Here is an 18,658-nt window from a genome sequence, read left to right as displayed (position 1 = left end):
GCGGTATAATAAGACGAAGGCGATCGGAGGCAGTCGCGACCTCGCTTTAACTAACATCGAAAGAATAGGATGAATGGTCATGCTTCAGCTATTTATGAGAAGTGTGCGCGATTTCCGCGCGACGTACAAGAAACATCTTTTGTTCGAATATTTGTTTATGCTGCTTACAAGCTTTGTATTCATCCCGATCATCTCGTTTATATTTAACCGGATCATTCGTGCTGTTGGTTCAGGCTCCGTATTGAACGGCGAGGTGTACAAGATTGGCCTGAGCTATTCCGGCATCCTCGGTCTTGTTTTGATTGGTCTAGTCGCTGTTTTCGTGCTATTTATTGAATTTGGCGTCATTATTACCATTGCGCAAAAAAGTTATTTTGGCAAGGATATACTCATTGCCGATGCAGTTCTCACGACCTTGCGTAAAACGCCTAAATTATTCGGCTTGGGGTTGCTGCAGCTCTTATTCTTTTTGCTGTTTCTTATTCCGTTTATCGATTCACCGTTATCCTCATCGCTTTATGCTCAATTTAATACAAATATATTTGTAAATAGCCGTATTCTGGGGACGACATATTTAAAGCTTGCCATTTATGCGCTTTTATTTCTGGCAGCGGTTTATACGGTACTGCGCTGGATCTTCGTGCTGCATTACATCATGATCGAGAACCAGTCGATTCGGGCTGCAATAAAGAGCAGCCTAAAGCTGACGAAAAGGAAGCGGCTGACTATCTTTTTGAATCTTTTTTTATTGAATGCCTTCCTATTTATGCTGGGTTTCGTGACGATCTCCTCTGTCGCTTATTTTCCGTCTTGGATAGATATGAATGTGCTCAAAACGATAACAGACCGTTACTCCTTAACGCTTTCCACCGTATTGACGTATATGTATACGCTTCTGCTCGTGCCCGTGAACATTATTTTTCTGACTCGGCTATTTTATAACTATCGGCGCGCGCAGGGCATTATGCCAAGCGATCAGCTCCGGTTGTATCACAGCAGGGTGATCGGTCCGATCGAGCAGCGAGTGGTCGTTTTTTTGAAAGGAAGAACGAATAAGCGTATTGTATATACATCGATTTTTACAGTATACCTAGCCATTGCTTTTATTTTGGGTCACGCAGCGAATGATCAGCTGGTCTATGTCAATTGGAGCGTTCTCGTCTCTGCGCACCGCGGGGATATGCAGGAGGCGCCGGAGAATTCCATGGCAGCCGTTCGAAGCGCGATTGAGAAAGGCTTCGATTCGGTCGAGATTGACGTACAGCTGACGAAGGATGGAATAGTCGTGCTTCATCATGATTATACGCTTAGGCGTATGACCGGTTCGACCAAACGAGTGAGCGAGCTGACCTACGCGGAGGTTGCGGAGTTAAATATCGGCAATCGATTCGGAGAGCCTGAGGAGGCTGAGCGTATTCCGACGCTGGCGGAGGTGCTCAAGGAAGCGCAGGGCAAGACGAAGCTGCTCATCGATCTTAAGCCCTACGGTCCCAGCGAAGAGCTGGCCCGCCAGGTTGTCAGGCTGATCGAGGAGTACGATATGGTGCAGGACTGTTATATTCAGTCCTTCGATCGGCCGACGCTTCAATATATCAGGCAGTTGGATCCGGAAATCAAAATCGGTCAGATTTTATATTTTGCGATAGGGGATTTATCTTTGATTGATGTGGATTTCTATACGATTGAGAAGGTTATGCTGACAGAGCAATTCGTAGAACGTGCGCATGCAAGCGGTCGTGAGGTATGGGTATGGACGGTGAACAGCGAGCGGAATTTAAAGGAAGTGCTGAAATACCGGATAGACGGTATTATTACCGATTTTCCAGCGCGCGCGCGAAGTATGGTTGAGCTTAATCTGTAGCAGCTTTAGAAGAGGGGCAGGGGCGCAAAGCGTAATGACTCAAATTGAAAATTACAAGGATGACATCCGTTATCCGGTACCCGGTTTTTCGGCAGAGCTGATCAATTGGTTCAGCCGGTAGAGAATGAGAGGAGTGGATGACGTTGCATAGCAGGAAGGTTCGATGGATAACCGCGTTTTCCGCGGTGGCCTGCCTATTGTGGGTTTTTGGCTTGGGTTGGACGGTGAAGGATTATTTGTTTGGAGCAGGGACTGCGGCTGTCCAGCCGTCAACAGGTACAGATTCTACAGTAGTCTCCAATGCTATGACAATCGTCGCATTGGGAGATTCGCTGACAAGAGGGATGGGTGATATCGAGGGCAAGGGTTATGTCGGTTATGTAGGGGACCGGCTGAAGCAGGAGGGCTTAGACATCACCTTAGTCAACCTGGGTATAAAAGGATTAACCTCTTTCGAATTAGTCGAGCAAATCAAGCAGAAGGAGATCGAGCGTCAGATCAGACAAGCGGATATGATTCTGATGACCATAGGCGGCAACGATTTGTTTTTAGGCGGGCAGTCGCTTATGGATCCTTCTGAGGAGAATATACGTGGGCTGGAAGAAGGCTATACAACGAACTTGAATGTCATTCTCTCAAGCATACAGACTGCCAATCCTGATGCTATTGTATACGTATTAGGACTATATGATCCTTTCAACGAGCTGGAGAGCGGGGAGCTGACGTCCCGCGTTGTGCGAGGCTGGAACTACAAAATGACGGAGACGATGGCGGGCTATCCAAACGCCGTATTCGTGCCAACCTATGATCTGTTCCAGCGCAGCGTAAGCCATTATTTGTTCAGCGATCAGTTCCATCCGAACGAAAAAGGGTATCTTCTCATGGCTGACCGGGTCGCAGCCTTGATTCTCGAAGCGGGAGGGCGACAGCCATGAGTGAAATTACGTTGTCCGTCAAAGGATTGCGAAAGGTCATCGGAAAACGTACGATCATCAAGGATTTAAGTTTTGAGCTGAAGCGGGGCGAGGTGTTTGGCTTTCTGGGGCCGAACGGCGCGGGCAAAACGACAACGATTCGAATGCTTGTCGGACTGATTAAACCCACTTCCGGCACGATTCATATATGCGGCTTGGATATTGCCAAGCAATTCACCAAGGCAATGAGCCACTTGGGCTGTATTGTTGAAAATCCGGAGCTGTATCCTTTTTTAAGCGGAATGGATAATTTGAAGCATTTTGCTGTGATGCTGAATGGAATTGGACAGGAGAGAATCGACGAGGTTGTTCAATTAGTTGGCATGCGGGAGCGTATCCATGACAAGGTAAACACCTATTCATTAGGCATGCGCCAGCGGCTCGGTATTGCGCAAGCGCTGCTGGGCAAGCCTGATGTGCTTATTCTGGACGAGCCAACGAATGGACTGGACCCATCGGGGATACGGGAAATGCGCTCATTTATCCGTTTTTTGGCGGAGGAGGAAGGGCTGACCGTTCTCGTATCCAGCCACTTGCTGCATGAAATTCAATTGATGTGCGACAGGGTTGCTATTATTTCAAAAGGCGAGATTATTAGAGTGGATTCGGTACATGCGCTGCTGGCCAGCGAGGAAAGGTTGATTTGGCGTATAACGCCTTATGCATTAGGGAAAGCCGTACTTGATGAGCTGACGGAAGTATTGAGCGAGGATGAAGAGACGTTGACCACGCTATATGACGGGCACTTGGTTGGCGAATGGAATCGGAGGCTGGTTGAAGCGGGAGTAAGCGTGCTGGAGATGAATCGCAAGCTTCCGGCTCTTGAAGATCTATTCCTCGAGCTGACGGGAGGCGAAACGATTGATTAATCTCGTGCAAAATGAAATGACCAAGCTGCTCGGCAAACGGCGGTTTATGATCATATCGGTTATTATCATTGTCCTCCTCTCGATGTTCAGCTACGCCCAGGCGAGGGAATCCGAAAGGATCAGGGAGCGCTTGGGCAATGTAGATTGGCGCACAGAGCTTCAGCAGCAAATCGTGGATTGGCAAAACCGGCTTAGCAGCGCGGGGCAATGGCGGGAGCAAATTCAAACCCAAATTGGGCAATCGCAATATTATTTGGATAACGACATTAATCCGTCAGAGCCTGGAGCTCCTACTTTTATCAGGGGTTTCGTGCAAAATTCGGCTGAACTGTTGCTGCCGCTGCTCATCATGATCATAGCCGTCGACATCGTTTCATCGGAGCGAAGCATGGGCACCATCAAGCTGCTGCTGACGAGGCCGGTCAGCCGTTTCCGAATTTTACTTAGTAAGTATTTGGCATTGGTTTTGTCCGTATCTCTCGTTATTTTTATATTCGGCTTGCTGTCCTATATCATTTCGGCCATCATGTTCGGCAATCAGGGGTGGGCCGCGCCTGTGCTGACCGGCTTCAAAATAGAGGCCGGTGAGCTGAACACCGAGGATGTGCGACTGGTCTCGCAGTGGCAATATATTATACAGCAATTCGGCTTAGCCTGGTTTATATCGCTTGTCGTAGGCACGCTGTCATTCATGCTTTCCATTCTGATGCGCAGCAGTGCCGCCGGTATGGGGACGATGCTGGCTTGTCTCATCTCTGGAGCCATCCTTAGCAGCATGGTGTCTTCCTGGGAGTCGGCCAAATACCTGTTCATGGTGAACCTTGGCCTGATGGATTATATCAGCGGGTCTGCCCCGCCGATTGAAGGGATGACGCTCGGCTTCTCGCTGGCAGTGCTGGCGGCATGGATGATCGGTTCGCTTGTCGTATCGTTTACGGTGTTTATGCGCAAGGATATTTATTAAGCTGTTCAAGATAAACGATACCGTCCTAAACTCCTTCTTCCATTGCATAAGCATGTAACAGAAGAGGAGCGTGATAAGGATGACGATGGACAAGACTCTGCGAAGATATTACCAGCAGAAGCAAAAGCAAAAGGAAATGGAGCAGGAGCTTAACAAGCTTCGTAACGAAATATTGGCTTACTGTACGGAGCAAGGGGTGAGTGAGCTGGAGCTTGGCAGTTACAAAGCGAAGATCGTCATGCAAGAGCGGAAAGAATACGATGACGGCAAGCTGTTCGAGGCGCTGCCGGACCCAGGAATGTGGCGGCTGATGTCTAAGTCGGATACCGCCAAAATCGCAAGCCTGATTAAGCTAAACGTCATCTCGGAGGAGTTAATCAAGGAAACCTATTCCTTGAAGACGGTAAAGCTGCTGCAGGTGGATAAGAAGTAGAGGGTAAGAAGCCCGGCCGGAGGAAATTTCGGCCGGGCTTAATTGATCCCATGGAACATCCCATCGGACTGGACTTTTTGAACGAACATTAACATGAAATAGTTGCAGGTGTATAATAATCGTATTTCAGCTTACTTCACGATAGAGTTTAGGTTCCCGATTCGGTATATGAGATTATGTAGCATAATAACTCAGCTATTTTATCGACTAAACTGAATAATTTACACATCAATCTGAATTCCGTCTCATGTTGCCTCCGATTTAGCTTTGTTACAATGAAAGCGAATACAAATATGAGGTTGAGAGGGGATCAATAAAATGGGTAGAAACAAGGCATTATCCCTTTTGCTTACCGGCGTGCTGGCAATTACGCTGCTTGCGGGCTGCGGTGGCAACAGCAACGGTGGCAGCAACGGCAATTCATCTGTAGAAGCGCCATCGAACACGACTGGTTCCGATGCTAAAGGGGAGCAAATAACACTGCAATATTGGAACGCGGATGATCCCTCCATGGCGCAGACTGCAGAGGGGAAAATCAAGCAATTCGAAACGGAGCATCCGAATATCAAGATCGAAATGCAGTATATCAGCTATGAAATGCTGCATGACAAACTAGTCACCGCCATCAACGCTGGCGATGCGCCGGACGTTAGCTGGGGTCTTCCTGAGTGGCTGGGCGAGTTTTACGCGATCGATTCACTGCTTGACCTAAAGCCGTATTTCGACAAATGGGCGGATAAAGACAAGCTTTATCCGAATGTGGTTGAAGCTCTCACCGTCGATGACCAATTGCTCGGGATGCCGAATTACCTGGGAATCCGCGCGCTGCTTTACCACGAGGATTTGCTGAAGAAGGCAGGCTATGATGCTCCGCCCAAAACTTGGGACGAACTGATCGCAATGGGGCCGAAGATTAAGGAAGCAACGGGTTTGCCAGCATTCGGCATCACAGGCACTGGCGTCCGCATCCCTCAGGAGCTGATCGCTTACCTGGCACAGAACGACCTGGAAATCGCCACCAAAATGGAAGACGGAAAGTACAAAAATACGTGGAATGATAATCCGGATCAAGTTCAGAGAGCGGCTGAGGTTTTCCAATTTTATAAGGATTTGGCGGACAAAGGCGTTATTGAAAGCAAGACGTGGGGATATCAGGAATTGGATACGAACCTTGCATTGGAGCAATATGTAATGGGCGCCAACGGAGCTTGGATGGAACAACGGATAAAAGAAAATCCGGATCAAATGGCAGACATCAAAGTCGCGCCGCTGCCTACTAAGCTGAAGCCGGCAACCTATATGGAAATTGTGCCTTATTTCATCTATAAGCAAACCAAGCACCCTGAGGAAGCGTGGGAATTCCTAAGCTACATGATGGGTAAGGAATATCAGGAGGCTGTGCATCCGACCAATTCGGCCCGCAGTGATGTCGTGAGTGACAGCCAGTGGGGCAAGGATTTCATGGCGCTCAGTCCGACGGGCGTCGTATTCCCTCCGATCTCGCTCGGGGGTGTCACTCAAGCTATGATTGATTCTTTGGCACGTATTCTGCTTAAGAATGATAAGCCGGAGGATGTAGCGGCTTGGTTGTCCGACGCTGTCAATGACAGTTTGAAGAAATCCGGCCAGCTCAGCTCGAACTAAGAAGCGGTCAGGCGAGCAGCATGGCGCTGAACTCCAATTAATCAGCTGCCATGCTGGCTCGATCCATGTCAGGGATGAAGGTGAGACGATGAAGATAAAAATGGAAAAAGACCACACGACGGCGGTAGCGGCTCCCCCAATTTCCAAGGGTCGGACTAGACGTCAGCTGAAGCGTGAACAACAGGCCGGCCGATACGCCTTATATTTCGTTCTGCCGGCTTTACTTTTTCTGCTTCTGCTCAATGCGTTCCCGCTTGGCCAGGTCGTATGGGACAGCTTTCAATATCGAAATATGGTGAATGCAGCCGAGCGCGGCTTCGCGGGATTAGCCAATTTCGTTAACGTGCTCAATAGCGAGTATATCGTAAGAACTTTTTGGAATACGGTCCTCTGGACAGTCCTCTCGGTGGTAGGCGAATTTATTGCCGGTATTATAACGGCGCTTGCGCTTAATCAGCCTGTGAGAGGCAGAGCGTTTTTCCGCGGAATCATCATTGTGCCTTGGGTCGTACCGATCGTGGTTGCCGGCATGATGTGGACATGGCTGCTTACCCCGGAATATGGAATTGTGAACAGCTGGCTGGTCAAGCTCGGCATCATCGATAAGCCTTATTATTGGCTTGGTGAAATGAATACTGCCCTGCTTGCCATTACTTTTGTGAACATATGGAGAAGCTTTCCTTTCTATACAATTAGTTTGCTCGCCGGCCTTCAGAGCGTATCCAGAGAAGTGCTGGAAGCAGCGGCTATTGATGGTGCGGGCATAATGACACGATTCTGGCGAATTGTCATGCCGCAGTTGAAAACAGTTTCGCTCACGCTGATCTTTATGCATATCATCTGGACGGCGATAAACTTCGACTTCATCTGGATCATGACCCAAGGCGGTCCGTATTACGCTTCGGAAACGCTCCCGATTACGATTTACCGCTATGCGATGAAAGAGTTTGATATGGGAGCGGCATCTGCCTTATCTTCTATGATGCTTGGATTTATGATGATTGTCGTTGCCTTATTCTACATGTCCACGATGAAGAAGCAGCGTGAGGAGGGATAGAAATGGTAACCAGCCATAGACAAAAAAGATTATTGCAAGTTCTGACCTATACCGTGCTGCTTCTGTTTGCTTTCTATTGCTTGTTTCCGTTCTTATGGATGGTCGATACGGCCTTAAAGCCGACCGATCAAATCCGAGCGGCCAACCCAACCTTCTGGATCGATAGTCCGACCTTCAAGCATTTCGAGAACGTCTTATACAATTCGAAATTCAGCACCTACTTCGTCAATAGCTTGAAGGTTGCGCTTTCCACGACGATCATTGCGCTCGTTATTTCGATTTTCGCTGGGTATGCACTTAGTCGTTACACCAGGTTTCGCGGGGTCAAAATGGTTGGCGTGGCGATGCTTCTGTCGCAGATGATTCCAGGCGTACTGCTTATGATTCCGCTCTACGTGACGATGAAAAATATCGGTTTGATCAATACCCATGCATCGCTGATTATTGCGTACTCAACGTTTATGATTCCGCTGTGCACCTTCATGATGAAAAGCTTCTTTGATTCCGTTCCTTACGAGATGGAAGAGTCGGCGGAAATCGACGGTTGCGGCAAAATCGGCATTATATTCCGAATTGTGCTGCCCGTATCGATTCCCAGTTTGATTGCGACTGCGTTGTTCGCATTTGTCAACGCCTGGAACGAGTTCGTGTTCGGATATGTGTTCATTAACGCTGACGAGCAGCGCACATTAACGCCAGGCATCATGCTCTTCAAAGGTTTGTATATGACCGATTGGGGCAGTATTTCGGCCGCATCGGTGCTCAGCGTTCTGCCGGTCATTATCATTTTTGTCTACATGCAGCGCTTTTTAGTAGAGGGTATGACAGCGGGAGCCGTGAAAGGGTAGCAGGATAAGAATAAGGATATGAATAGAGGTCTAATAATTCAATCAGGAGTGATTTACATGCCAGACAAAAAGCTAAATATCGCAGTTGTCGGTTTGCAATTCGGAGGGCAATTCGCCCCCATCTATCAGCTTCATCCTGCAGTTGGATCTGTAGGCATATGTGATACGGACACACAATTGCTGGATCATTATGGAACGAGCTTCGGTTTTGAAGATCGATTCAGTTCTTTGGAGGAGGTCCTTGATTCGGGCAAGTATGATGCAGTCCATCTGGTGACCCCGATTCATTCGCATGCCAGACAGACGATCCAGGTGTTGGAGGCGGGACTTCACTGTGCTTGTACGGTTCCAATGGCAACTACGATCGAGGAACTGCACATGATCGTTGCCGCGCAGCGGGCCAGCGGTAAAAATTTTATGATGATGGAAACGGCCGTCTACACGTATCAATTTCTACATGCGCAAGAGATGCTGGCGCGCGGCGAGTTCGGCCGTATCCAATTCCTGCGGGGCGCTCACTACCAGGACATGGAGAATTGGCCTTCGTATTGGATGGGTCTTCCGCCCATGCATTATGCGACACATGCCATTGCGCCGCTTCTTGCAATTAGCGGTGCCCGCGCAACCAAAGTTCACTGCTTCGGCTCGGGGGAGATGCGTAAGGAGCTGCACGGCCAATTCGGCAACCCGTATCCGGTTGAAACGGCCATTTTCCAGCTGGATAGAGACGGACTGGCTGCTGAGGTAACGCGCTCACTGTTTCATACGGCAAGGGATTACATGGAAAGCTTCAATATTTACGGCGAGAAGGCTTCCTTGGAGTGGCATATGGAGAAGGACCCTCTTATGCTGTTCAAGATGGGACCGTTAACGGAGGGCAGGGGCAGGGAGGTCAGCTATGAACAGATTTCTCCACCGCCGAGGTCGAATTCGCTGCCGGAAGAAATTAGCCGCTACATGGTGCACCAGGATCATCTTGACGAAAATAATCCACATCTTTCCGTGCTCCAGGGCGGCGCGCATCATGGATCCCATCCCCATATGGTCCATGAGTTTGTGCAAAGCATAGTAGAGCAGCGTAAGCCTATGGTGGACGCCGTCACTGCGGCTAACTGGACCGCTGCCGGTATCTGTGCGCATGAATCCGCCATGAATGGCGGCAAAGAAATACTTATTCCCAGCTTCGAATGAGTAAACCTGAATGAATTCCATTTATCCCTATTTCGATTTAACAGAGATAGGGATATATTTACATTAAGCATTAATGACACAATCCAATGCGGTGGGACGGGTAGGTATGCGAATCGAGAAGGTATTTGGCATGAAAAAAATCCGGGTAAAAATTGTTTTGTCCATGCTTACGGTTGCCTGCATTCCACTTGGCATACTTGCGGGTATTTTGCTGTATCAGGTGTCCCAGCAAATTGAGGGCGATCTTAATCACGTCAGAGAGCGCATGGAACAGGATGTTAAAGAGAAGATTGAGCAGTACCACCAGGATTTTTACGAGACAGCGTATCGAATTTATTCCAACACCGCCCTGCTGGAGAGCTTGGCGAACGATACGAACTACGAACCGGACGACAGCCGGACATACGATACGGTAAGGGATATGAATGCTTTTTTCTTGAACATCTATAATTATCGGGTCAAAGATATCGTCGGCCTTTATCTGGTCAACTCCCATCAGCAGACGGTCGGCTATTTCATTCCTGAGTTATCCAAGCTAGGCAACCGTCACGATGATTATATTCACCAGGTGGGCTCTTACGTGCAGGTGCCGATCGGACAGCGCTCGAAAACCCGGTTTGTCCAATCACGTTATTACGGAGAACCGGTTATTCAATATATTTTTCCGGTTAATTTCCGTGGAGATCAGGTCGGAACGCTGGTGATTGACGTCAAGGAATCGAATTTTCACATGATGATAGAGCGATACAATACGTTTTATGCCGGACAAATTGTTATTACAGATGAGAGCAATGTTATTCAGTATCATACTGACAGCGAAAAAAGAGAATTGAAGCTCGACCGCAGCCATGGATCGAATGATCGGATTTTTATTGAAACGCCGATACCTGTCGCAGATTGGAAACTAATCTATATTTACAAGATCAATCCTCATCTTTTGCTGATCCGTAATTTGGCTTTTTCTTTGGTGGGATTATCCTTTTTGCTTGCAGTCGGATTTTCGCTTTATCTCGGATACAGCATAACGAAACCCATCATTCATTTACATCGCAAAATGCACCAAATTCAGATCGGTGACTATAGTGCCCGTGCTTCGATCGGATCGAAGGATGAAATCGGGTTTCTCAGCAACCAATTTAACCGGATGGCCGGTGAGATTCAGCAGTTAATTGAGAACGATCTGCGGCTGCAGCTGTTGAACAAGGAGACACATATCCGCGCACTGCAAGCGCAGATATCGCCGCATTTTCTATATAACACCTTACAAACGATCACCAGTATTGCGATGGTTAATCATGTGCCTGAAATCAAGCTCATTTGTCAAAGCCTCGGAAATATGTACCGCTATAATATGAACATCAGTAATGAATCAGTGCCCTTGCAGGATGAAGCGATGCATGTCCGCAACTACCTGACCATTATTAATAAGCGATATCCGCAGCAGATCCGCATTCGAATCCAATTTGATCAGTCAACCAAGGACTGCCTAGTGCCCAAGCTAATCCTTCAGCCGCTGGTTGAGAACGCGGTGGAGCATGGATTGATTCCAGCGAGGCGGAATCGAAAGCTGATTAAAATTTCCGCGAAAAAAGATACAATTAACGGAATTTTGAATATCAGCGTACTGGATAACGGAAACGGCATTCAGCAAGAGGTTTTGGAGGAGTTGAACCGGAATCTTCAACATGCGGCAACTAGGAAGGAACCGGGCTTGAACAATGGTTATTCGATCGGTATCGGTAATGTACATATGAGAATCCAACTGCTCTATGGGACAGAGTACGGAATTGTACTATACAGTAAAGCGGGCAAAGGCACCTGCGTGATGATCCGTTTGCCTTTGTACCAGGAATAAGGAGGCCGTCATGAAAATACTCATTGTCGATGATGAGACAGGGGTGCACGATCAGTTGCGAAACTCGGTGCCATGGTCAACGATGGGCTGGGAAATCATCGGAGATGCATATGACGGTCAAGAAGCGTGCCGGCTTACGCAGGAGCTTCAACCGGATATCGTCATTAGCGATATTAAAATGCCCCTCATGGACGGCTTGACGTTCATGGAAGCGTTGAAATCGATAAACTTCTCAGGGAAGGTGATCGTACTGAGCGGTTACGGCGACTTCGAATATTCGCGTTCCGCTTTCTTGCTAGATGTATTTGACTATCTGCTGAAGCCGCTTAACGAAATGCAACTGCTTGTTACGCTGAACAAGGCGGCTGAACAAATCGAGAGTGAATCTAAAACAAGAATCGATCAAATTGATCAGCGGGCTGTGCTCAATAAAGGCCTTCTCCTCATGCATGACGAGTTTTTGACGAGCATTGTTTCTGGCTCTATTCGCGATGAGAATGAAATGTTCGTCGGTGCCGATTCACTCTCAATTGAGCTTCTAGAGAACAAATTTGTCGTCATTGTTATCCAACTGACCGATACGGAAAATATCGTACAACAGCGGTATGGCGGAAACCGTTCGGTTTTCTATTTTATTGCCCGAAATATTTTGCAGGAGTGTCTTGGACAGGAATCATCGGCGATCTTATTCCGGAATTTGATCAAATCTCACGAGTTTGTCTTATTTTATCCGGATGACAGCTTGAATTCGGAGCGTTCCATGCGGTTTGTTCGTAAAGCAAACGATGCGATGTTCTCCTGCCTTAGGACGGCTGCCCGATTCGGAATCAGCTCCGTGAAGCAGCGGCCGAAGTCGATTTCGGATGCTTATCTGGAAGCATTGACAGCTGTAGAAAGCATTCGCATAAACAGCCGACAGGTGGTTGTCCAGTATTCGGCGGAGCAGATGCAGGAGTCAGGGAAGCGTATGAATAAATCTCCGCAATGGGACAATTTTCTCCGTCTGCTGGAATCGCTTCTGGAGACCGGATCGCTCCCGCCTAACGTTAATCTGCTAGCTAAATTAGACGAGGCGTTAAGCGATTCCGTTCTTGGCCTGATGAATGGCCAGGAGATGAAGGACTGTATCTCTTTACTATTGGAGAACGTTGCGAAGGGGTTTCGCAAGCCGATCGAGCCGCTGTTGGCGCCGATCCACCAGGCGAAGCTAAGTCTTGAAGGGTGGAATATCCAGTCCTTGCGGAAGCTGTTGCAGCAAATCGTTGGTTACGTGGAGGAAGAATTGACCGCAGATCGGACGCTGAAGAGCGGCAAGCAATTGGTAGAAATCGTCAAGGAATATACGATAGACAATTATCAAAGCGTGTCCTTGGAGGAAATCTCACAGCGCTTCTACCTGAATAAAAACTATTTTTGTTCGCTGTTCAAATCCGTCACCGGCAAGAATTTTACGGAATTTCTAACCGAGGTCCGGATGGAGCGAGCGAAATGGCTGCTTATGAATACGCAGCATAGAACCTACCAGATTGCGAGCCTTGTCGGGTACGAGGATCAGAGGTACTTCAGCAAGGTTTTTAAAAAATATACAGGGGAGCAGCCTTCAGAGTTCCGGGCGAGGAACTGGGTTAACGTATAGTCTTATATCGTCAATATGAAAGCGTGCCGCGGCCGGCACGCTTTCATTGTATTCTTATGGACTAAACGAAGTATTTCTTCACTAATTGCTTTGGAGTAATTCCCATCTTGCGTTTGAAGCACTTAAGGAAATAGAAATAGTCGTTGAACCCTGTTTTCGCTGCCGCCGCCGTGATACTCTCCCCGTGGATGAGCAGGTTATAGGCATGGTGGATTTTTAGATCAATCATTTTTTGATGAATCGTCGTGTTGAATTGTTTCTTGAAAAGGTTGTTTAATTGCCGGTAGGACAAATGGAATTGCTTTTCGAAATCCTCTGATTTCAACTCTGAGCTGTAATGATCAGCGATGTATTGAAAAATACCGTCGGCAATGCGCTGCCCCTGGAATGCATCCGTATGCCGACGCTTCATAAAGGTGCTGATTTGATACAACAGCGCCTTCAATTGCGTGTTCAGAAACGCTGGACCGACGTCCTCCAGCTGGTGGCGGCGCTCAAGATAGTCGATGTAGGCAAAAAGGTCAAGGTCGTCTGGAAGCTGGCCGGCAATTGGGAGTAAAAGGTCGTCATTGCAGAACCGATCCGGCAGCATGTACAGCTTCGTGCCATGCATATGGAAATGGACAAAGAACACGTTATGTGTGTCAATCTCGATCCCGCTATGAGGCACGTCGGGAGGCAGCAAGAAGTAATCTCCTGTGGTCAGCCGCAAATGGGTTTCACCCATTTTTATCGTTCTCGTCCCTGAATAAACGATGCCAAGCACCCAGAAGGAAACAGCGCGACGAGGATGGACATTCGATGCTTTGATGCGACCCATGGTGTGGATCAGCGGATTTCCTTCGAGTAGGCACCAAACTGTATTTTTTTTCATTAAAAGTCCTCATTTCCCTTTGCCCTAAAACATCAGGTCATCTATTTATCTCACAAGACTATTCAGTTGTAAATGCACTCATTTATTGAATTTATGGAATTTCGTTTTTTTACATATAATCTATCCTTTTGTTCATGGTTAATCGGTGGTAGAAACGATATTCTATCCTTAAGGAAGGAAGCAAATTTTATTATAAAGGAGACATTGTAATGTCTAATAAAAGAGTACGAGTGGCTTTAGTCGGCCTAGGGTTCGGTGCCGAGTTTGTCCCTATCTATAAGCACCATCCCAACGTTGAGGAGATTGTCATTTGCGACGCCAACGAAGATATTCTGAATGAGATTGGTGATAAATTCTCCATTCAACGCCGCTACACGAATTTTGATGACCTTATCGCTTCAGACACCATAGATGCCGTACATCTCGTCACACCCATCCAATATCACGCCCCGCAATCCATAGCGGTACTGCAATCCGGCAAGCACTGTGCCTGCACCATTCCGATGGGGTTGTCGATGGAGGAGTTGCGGGATGTGATCGCGGCGCAGCGGGCTTCAAACAAGAACTACATGATGATGGAGACGGCTGTGTACACCCGCGAGTACCTCATGGTGAAGGAGATGTACCAAAACGGTGAATTCGGGAGAATTCAATTCCTGCGCGGTGCGCATTATCAGGATATGGATGGATGGCCTGCTTATTGGAAGGGACTTCCTCCGCTCATGCATCCGACGCATGCTATCGCTCCGCTTCTTGATTTGATCGGGAAGAGACCCGTTAAGGTGAGTTGTGTAGGCTCCGGCTCCATGCGTGAAGAGCTTGTCCGGCAGTACAACAACCCATATCCGATCGAAAGCGCTTTGTTCCAGCTTGAAAACTCGGATGTCGCGCTCGAGCTCACACGGTCGATGTTCCATACGGCGCGCGATTATAGCGAGTGCTTTAATGTTTATGGGGAGAAAGCAACCTTCGAATGGCAGCAGCTCGAGCACGAGCAGCCAGTGATCTTTCGGATGGGTGAGTATGACGGCAGGCGCGGACGTCCTTTTACGATTGAAAGGATCAGCGCGCCGGATCGTCAAGAGCTGTTGCCGGAGGAAATCAGGCGGTTCACGCAACAGGGCGTTTACGACGAATCAAATGAGCATCTATCCTTTATTCAAGGCGGTGGACACGGCGGTTCCCATCCGCACCTCGTCAATGAGTTTATCGGCAGTATCATCGAAGAGCGCCAGCCGCATATAGATGCTATTACTTCCGCGAACTGGACAGCGGCGGGCATATGCGCGCATGAATCCGCCTTGAATGGTGGTATATTGGTCGATATTCCAAATTTTAATGCGTGATGATATGGATTACTGTTATATTAAGATGATAAGAGTCTAAAAGATATTAGGAGGGTTAAGATGGCTAAGATCGTTATTACCGGTGGAAGCGGCATGCTCGGCAAATGGGTCGTCAAGCATTTTGTAGAGCAGGGGTATGAGGTCGTTAATGTGGATACGCACAAGCCTGCTGAACCGTTATGCCATACGCTGCTTGTCGATTTGAACAATTTAGGGGAAGTTTACGGTGCACTGGCGGGTGCCGATGCAGTTGTTCATTTGGCTGCTATACCGGCTGCGCATATTAAAACGAGCGAAGTCACCTTTCAAAATAATGTAATGTCGACTTATCATATTTTGGAGGCGGCTGCCGGTCTTGACATTAAAAAAGCGGTTATCGCGTCCAGTGAGTCTTCATACGGAATCGTTTTTGCGGTAAATCGCTTCGGCCCGCAGTATGTTCCGGTTGATGAAGAGCATCCACAGCTTCCGCAGGACAGTTATGGATTGTCTAAAGTCGTCAATGAGCTGACGGCTGACATGTTCCACCGACGAACGGGCATGCAAATTGTCTCCCTTAGATTAGGCAATGTTATTGAACCTCCGGCTTACGAGAATTTCCCGTCTTTCATCCATGATCCCGAGCAGCGCGACCGTATTTTGTGGAGCTATATCGATACGCGGGATGCTGCTGAAGTTTGTCAATTGGCTATCGAAGCGGAAGGACTGGGCTCCGTGGCCATTAATATTGCGGCAGATGATACGAGCATGGCGGTCCAAAGCAAGGCGTTGATGGCGGCAAAATTTCCAGAAGTGACGGAATTCCGTGAAGCGTTCAACAGTCACGAAACGCTGCTTAGCAACGAAAAAGCAAAGAAACTGCTAAACTGGCAGCCAAAGCACGCTTGGCGAGATTACGTTAAAGGCCAATAAATGCAACGGGTTGAATATGTAAAGCGATAGTCTTCATTATTTATAATACAGAAATCCCCGCTGGCCTTTTTTGAAGGTTTGCGGGGATTTTATTTGCCGAAGTTAAAAAATTCTCCTATGCAAGTTAAGTTTTCCCCCTGTTGTCCATGGAAATATCTTCTATACTTACTCTATAGGCGCCTTATGCAATACTAATTTCAAAATCCATCAATCGATATGATTCAGGGAGGAATTTATTGTGAGTAAAATTTTGTCTGGCTTGCTTGCACTATCTGTATTTCTCGGTGCCGCCACAGCATCAGCCTCACCTATTTCCACTTCAGCAGCTAGTCAATCGAAACAACAGGAGCAGAAATGGATAGGCGCGTGGGCAACCAGTCAACAGCAGACTTATCCTAGCGGAATTTCTAACGATGGTTTTAAAAATCAAACGGTAAGGATGATTGTGCATCCTCATGCGTCGGGGTCTGAATTGCGTCTGCGCTTTTCCAACTATTATGGCACACAGCCTCTAACGTTTGGCGAAGTTAAAGTTGCTCTTGCAGACGAAGAAATGAAAACGGTTACAGGTACGGATCGATCCATCACCTTTGCAGGAGAATCGTCGGTAACGATTCCGGCGGGGGAAGAGATATTCAGCGATACTGTGACATTCAGCGTCACAGAGGGCCGCGATCTGGCTGTTAGCGTCTACATACCCGGCAACAGCGGGCCTGCAACCTGGCATTCCTTATCCAACCAGACTACTTACTATTCGACAGAAGGCAATCAAGTCTCCGAGCATGACGGGGCTTCCTTCACTGAAGCCGCTAACTCCTGGTTTTGGCTAAGGGGCGTCGATGTGCTGACCGACGATCCGAATGCCCGTGTCATTGTGACGCTGGGCGATTCGATTACGGACGGCGATCTTTCGACTTTAAATATGAACCATCGTTATCCGGATTACCTTGCCGATAGACTGCAGGAGCATTTTCCCGATCAGGAGTTTTCGGTATTGAATGCGGGCATTTCCGGGAATAGGATAACAGCGGATCTGCCTCTTAACGGTCAGCGAGCGATTGATCGTTTGGAACGCGATGTGTTGTCGCAGACAGGTGTGACAGATGTCATCTTATTGCAGGGCACCAACGATATCGCGAAGATGCCTCACAATTACGATGCCGATGAAATCATCGATGGCATGAAACGAATCGCGAACCGTGCGCATGAGAAGGGCCTGCGCATCTATGCGGGAACGATTCTTCCATTCCGGGATGCAAGCTATTTGCAATACGAATGGACGTTTACGGAGGAAGGCGAGATTACCCGCAAAAAAATTAACGAGTGGATTCGCTCGAACGATGTTTTCGATGGTGTGATTGATTTTGATCAAGCAATAAGAGATCCTAAAGATCAGGAAAGAATGCTTCCAGCATACGATAGCGGCGATCATGTTCATCCTAATGATGCGGGTTACAAGGCAATGGCGGAAGCAATAGATCTTTCCCTATTTGAAGCCGGACAGCCGAGCAGCCCCGCAAAGGATAATAAACTAACTGTATTTATCAACGGTGATGAGCTTGCTTCACCAGCCAATCATTTGGCGGCATCAGGAAAAACCTATGTATCTGTAGAAAAGTTTGCTGATTTCTTCGACAAAGACTTTTCGTATCATAAAGATACAATGACGGTAAGATTCAATGGTAAAACGATTGGAAACGTAAAGACCATTGATGGCATTCCAACCGTATGGATTCGAGATCTTGCGGCTGCAGTCGGAGCTGAAAGTGTTAAATGGGATAAACAATATTTAGATGTGTATGTTTCGGTACCTGCGACGATGCAGTGATTCATTCAAACTTTCAAATTCAAAAGCAGAAAACCCGCAGACCTTGCGGGTTTTCGTCATGGAAAATTAAGACTTCAAGAAGCGGAAAAAAATGATATTTGAATAATAAGAAGGCAGCCGTCATTAAGCAACCTTATGAACTGCACCCCAATTGTTAGACACCATCTAACGATTGGAGGTGCAGTTTTTTTGACTAAATTCAATCTAGAACTAAAAAAAGAAGCGATCAATCAATATCTGTCGGGAACTGCTGGGGCAAAGAGCATTGCGAAGTCCTTAGGCGTCAATCATGAAGTCCTGCGTATGTGGATCAAGCAATACGAATATCATGGCCTGAAAGCCTTTGAAAAAAGCTATACAGCCTAC

16 protein-coding genes are annotated in these 18,658 nt (G+C 47.6%); 15 read left to right on the top strand and 1 reads right to left on the bottom strand.

Annotation, left to right across the window (positions count from 1 at the left end):
- The first annotated feature begins 79 nt into the window (after positions 1-79).
- The 11 genes from ACO9K6_RS17025 (at position 80) to ACO9K6_RS16975 (ending at position 13,332) form a co-directional block, all read left to right on the top strand.
- Complete coding sequence (locus ACO9K6_RS17025; RefSeq protein WP_424768747.1) at positions 80-1,861, top strand: glycerophosphoryl diester phosphodiesterase membrane domain-containing protein; 1,782 nt, start codon at positions 80-82, stop codon at positions 1,859-1,861.
- A gap of 143 nt (positions 1,862-2,004) precedes the next feature.
- On the top strand, positions 2,005-2,796 hold the full coding sequence (locus tag ACO9K6_RS17020; RefSeq protein ID WP_424768746.1) for a GDSL-type esterase/lipase family protein: 792 nt from the start codon (positions 2,005-2,007) through the stop codon (positions 2,794-2,796).
- Positions 2,793-3,704, top strand: a complete 912-nt coding sequence (locus tag ACO9K6_RS17015) for an ABC transporter ATP-binding protein (protein ID WP_424768745.1) — start codon at positions 2,793-2,795, stop codon at positions 3,702-3,704. The genes ACO9K6_RS17020 and ACO9K6_RS17015 overlap by 4 nt, the downstream gene beginning before the upstream one ends.
- Positions 3,697-4,668 carry an ABC transporter permease gene (locus ACO9K6_RS17010; protein WP_424768744.1) on the top strand — a complete coding sequence of 324 codons (972 nt, stop codon included), beginning with the start codon at positions 3,697-3,699 and terminating at the stop codon, positions 4,666-4,668. Before ACO9K6_RS17015 ends, ACO9K6_RS17010 begins: the two co-directional genes overlap by 8 nt.
- A gap of 85 nt (positions 4,669-4,753) precedes the next feature.
- Positions 4,754-5,101, top strand: a complete 348-nt coding sequence (locus tag ACO9K6_RS17005) for a hypothetical protein (protein WP_424768798.1) — start codon at positions 4,754-4,756, stop codon at positions 5,099-5,101.
- Between the two features lie 318 nt (positions 5,102-5,419).
- A complete protein-coding gene (locus tag ACO9K6_RS17000; RefSeq protein WP_424768743.1) occupies positions 5,420-6,745 on the top strand; it encodes an ABC transporter substrate-binding protein in 1,326 nt (441 codons plus the stop codon).
- An 88-nt stretch (positions 6,746-6,833) separates the two neighbouring features.
- Positions 6,834-7,802, top strand: coding sequence for a carbohydrate ABC transporter permease (locus ACO9K6_RS16995; protein ID WP_424768742.1), 969 nt, complete (start codon positions 6,834-6,836; stop codon positions 7,800-7,802).
- A 2-nt stretch (positions 7,803-7,804) separates the two neighbouring features.
- Complete coding sequence (locus tag ACO9K6_RS16990; protein ID WP_424768741.1) at positions 7,805-8,650, top strand: carbohydrate ABC transporter permease; 846 nt, start codon at positions 7,805-7,807, stop codon at positions 8,648-8,650.
- Between the two features lie 57 nt (positions 8,651-8,707).
- Positions 8,708-9,841, top strand: coding sequence for a Gfo/Idh/MocA family protein (locus tag ACO9K6_RS16985; protein ID WP_424768740.1), 1,134 nt, complete (start codon positions 8,708-8,710; stop codon positions 9,839-9,841).
- 130 nt (positions 9,842-9,971) lie between these two features.
- On the top strand, positions 9,972-11,696 hold the full coding sequence (locus ACO9K6_RS16980; protein WP_424768739.1) for a cache domain-containing sensor histidine kinase: 1,725 nt from the start codon (positions 9,972-9,974) through the stop codon (positions 11,694-11,696).
- A 10-nt stretch (positions 11,697-11,706) separates the two neighbouring features.
- Complete coding sequence (locus ACO9K6_RS16975; protein WP_424768738.1) at positions 11,707-13,332, top strand: response regulator transcription factor; 1,626 nt, start codon at positions 11,707-11,709, stop codon at positions 13,330-13,332.
- A 61-nt stretch (positions 13,333-13,393) separates the two neighbouring features.
- On the opposite strand, the gene ACO9K6_RS16970 is transcribed toward ACO9K6_RS16975, so the two are convergent.
- On the bottom strand, positions 13,394-14,206 hold the full coding sequence (locus tag ACO9K6_RS16970; RefSeq protein ID WP_424768737.1) for a helix-turn-helix transcriptional regulator: 813 nt from the start codon (positions 14,204-14,206) through the stop codon (positions 13,394-13,396).
- A gap of 209 nt (positions 14,207-14,415) precedes the next feature.
- Between ACO9K6_RS16970 and ACO9K6_RS16965 the strand changes: the two genes are divergently transcribed.
- From ACO9K6_RS16965 to ACO9K6_RS16950, 4 genes are all read left to right on the top strand, one after another.
- A complete protein-coding gene (locus ACO9K6_RS16965) occupies positions 14,416-15,552 on the top strand; it encodes a Gfo/Idh/MocA family protein (RefSeq protein ID WP_424768736.1) in 1,137 nt (378 codons plus the stop codon).
- A gap of 60 nt (positions 15,553-15,612) precedes the next feature.
- Complete coding sequence (locus ACO9K6_RS16960) at positions 15,613-16,464, top strand: NAD-dependent epimerase/dehydratase family protein (protein WP_424768735.1); 852 nt, start codon at positions 15,613-15,615, stop codon at positions 16,462-16,464.
- Positions 16,465-16,702: 238 nt separating this feature from the next.
- Positions 16,703-18,292, top strand: coding sequence for an SGNH/GDSL hydrolase family protein (locus ACO9K6_RS16955; protein ID WP_424768734.1), 1,590 nt, complete (start codon positions 16,703-16,705; stop codon positions 18,290-18,292).
- A gap of 135 nt (positions 18,293-18,427) precedes the next feature.
- The coding region (locus ACO9K6_RS16950; RefSeq protein ID WP_424768510.1) for a transposase at positions 18,428-18,658 on the top strand (231 nt) is incomplete at its 3' end.

Source organism: Paenibacillus praedii (genome assembly GCF_049725345.1).
Taxonomy (GTDB): Bacteria; Bacillota; Bacilli; order Paenibacillales; family Paenibacillaceae; genus Pristimantibacillus.
The sequence above is the reverse complement of the archived record's forward strand: the minus strand, read 5'-3'. Positions and strand labels throughout refer to the sequence as shown.

Coding starts and splice junctions, on each gene's coding strand:
- ACO9K6_RS16975 (WP_424768738.1), top strand. CDS start 11,707: ATGAAAATACTCATTGTCGATGATGAGACAGGGGTGCACGATCAGTTG.
- ACO9K6_RS16995 (WP_424768742.1), top strand. CDS start 6,834: ATGAAGATAAAAATGGAAAAAGACCACACGACGGCGGTAGCGGCTCCC.
- ACO9K6_RS16985 (WP_424768740.1), top strand. CDS start 8,708: ATGCCAGACAAAAAGCTAAATATCGCAGTTGTCGGTTTGCAATTCGGA.
- ACO9K6_RS17015 (WP_424768745.1), top strand. CDS start 2,793: ATGAGTGAAATTACGTTGTCCGTCAAAGGATTGCGAAAGGTCATCGGA.
- ACO9K6_RS16980 (WP_424768739.1), top strand. CDS start 9,972: ATGAAAAAAATCCGGGTAAAAATTGTTTTGTCCATGCTTACGGTTGCC.
- ACO9K6_RS16960 (WP_424768735.1), top strand. CDS start 15,613: ATGGCTAAGATCGTTATTACCGGTGGAAGCGGCATGCTCGGCAAATGG.
- ACO9K6_RS17000 (WP_424768743.1), top strand. CDS start 5,420: ATGGGTAGAAACAAGGCATTATCCCTTTTGCTTACCGGCGTGCTGGCA.
- ACO9K6_RS16965 (WP_424768736.1), top strand. CDS start 14,416: ATGTCTAATAAAAGAGTACGAGTGGCTTTAGTCGGCCTAGGGTTCGGT.
- ACO9K6_RS17005 (WP_424768798.1), top strand. CDS start 4,754: ATGGACAAGACTCTGCGAAGATATTACCAGCAGAAGCAAAAGCAAAAG.
- ACO9K6_RS17025 (WP_424768747.1), top strand. CDS start 80: ATGCTTCAGCTATTTATGAGAAGTGTGCGCGATTTCCGCGCGACGTAC.
- ACO9K6_RS16990 (WP_424768741.1), top strand. CDS start 7,805: ATGGTAACCAGCCATAGACAAAAAAGATTATTGCAAGTTCTGACCTAT.
- ACO9K6_RS16970 (WP_424768737.1), bottom strand. CDS start 14,206: ATGAAAAAAAATACAGTTTGGTGCCTACTCGAAGGAAATCCGCTGATC.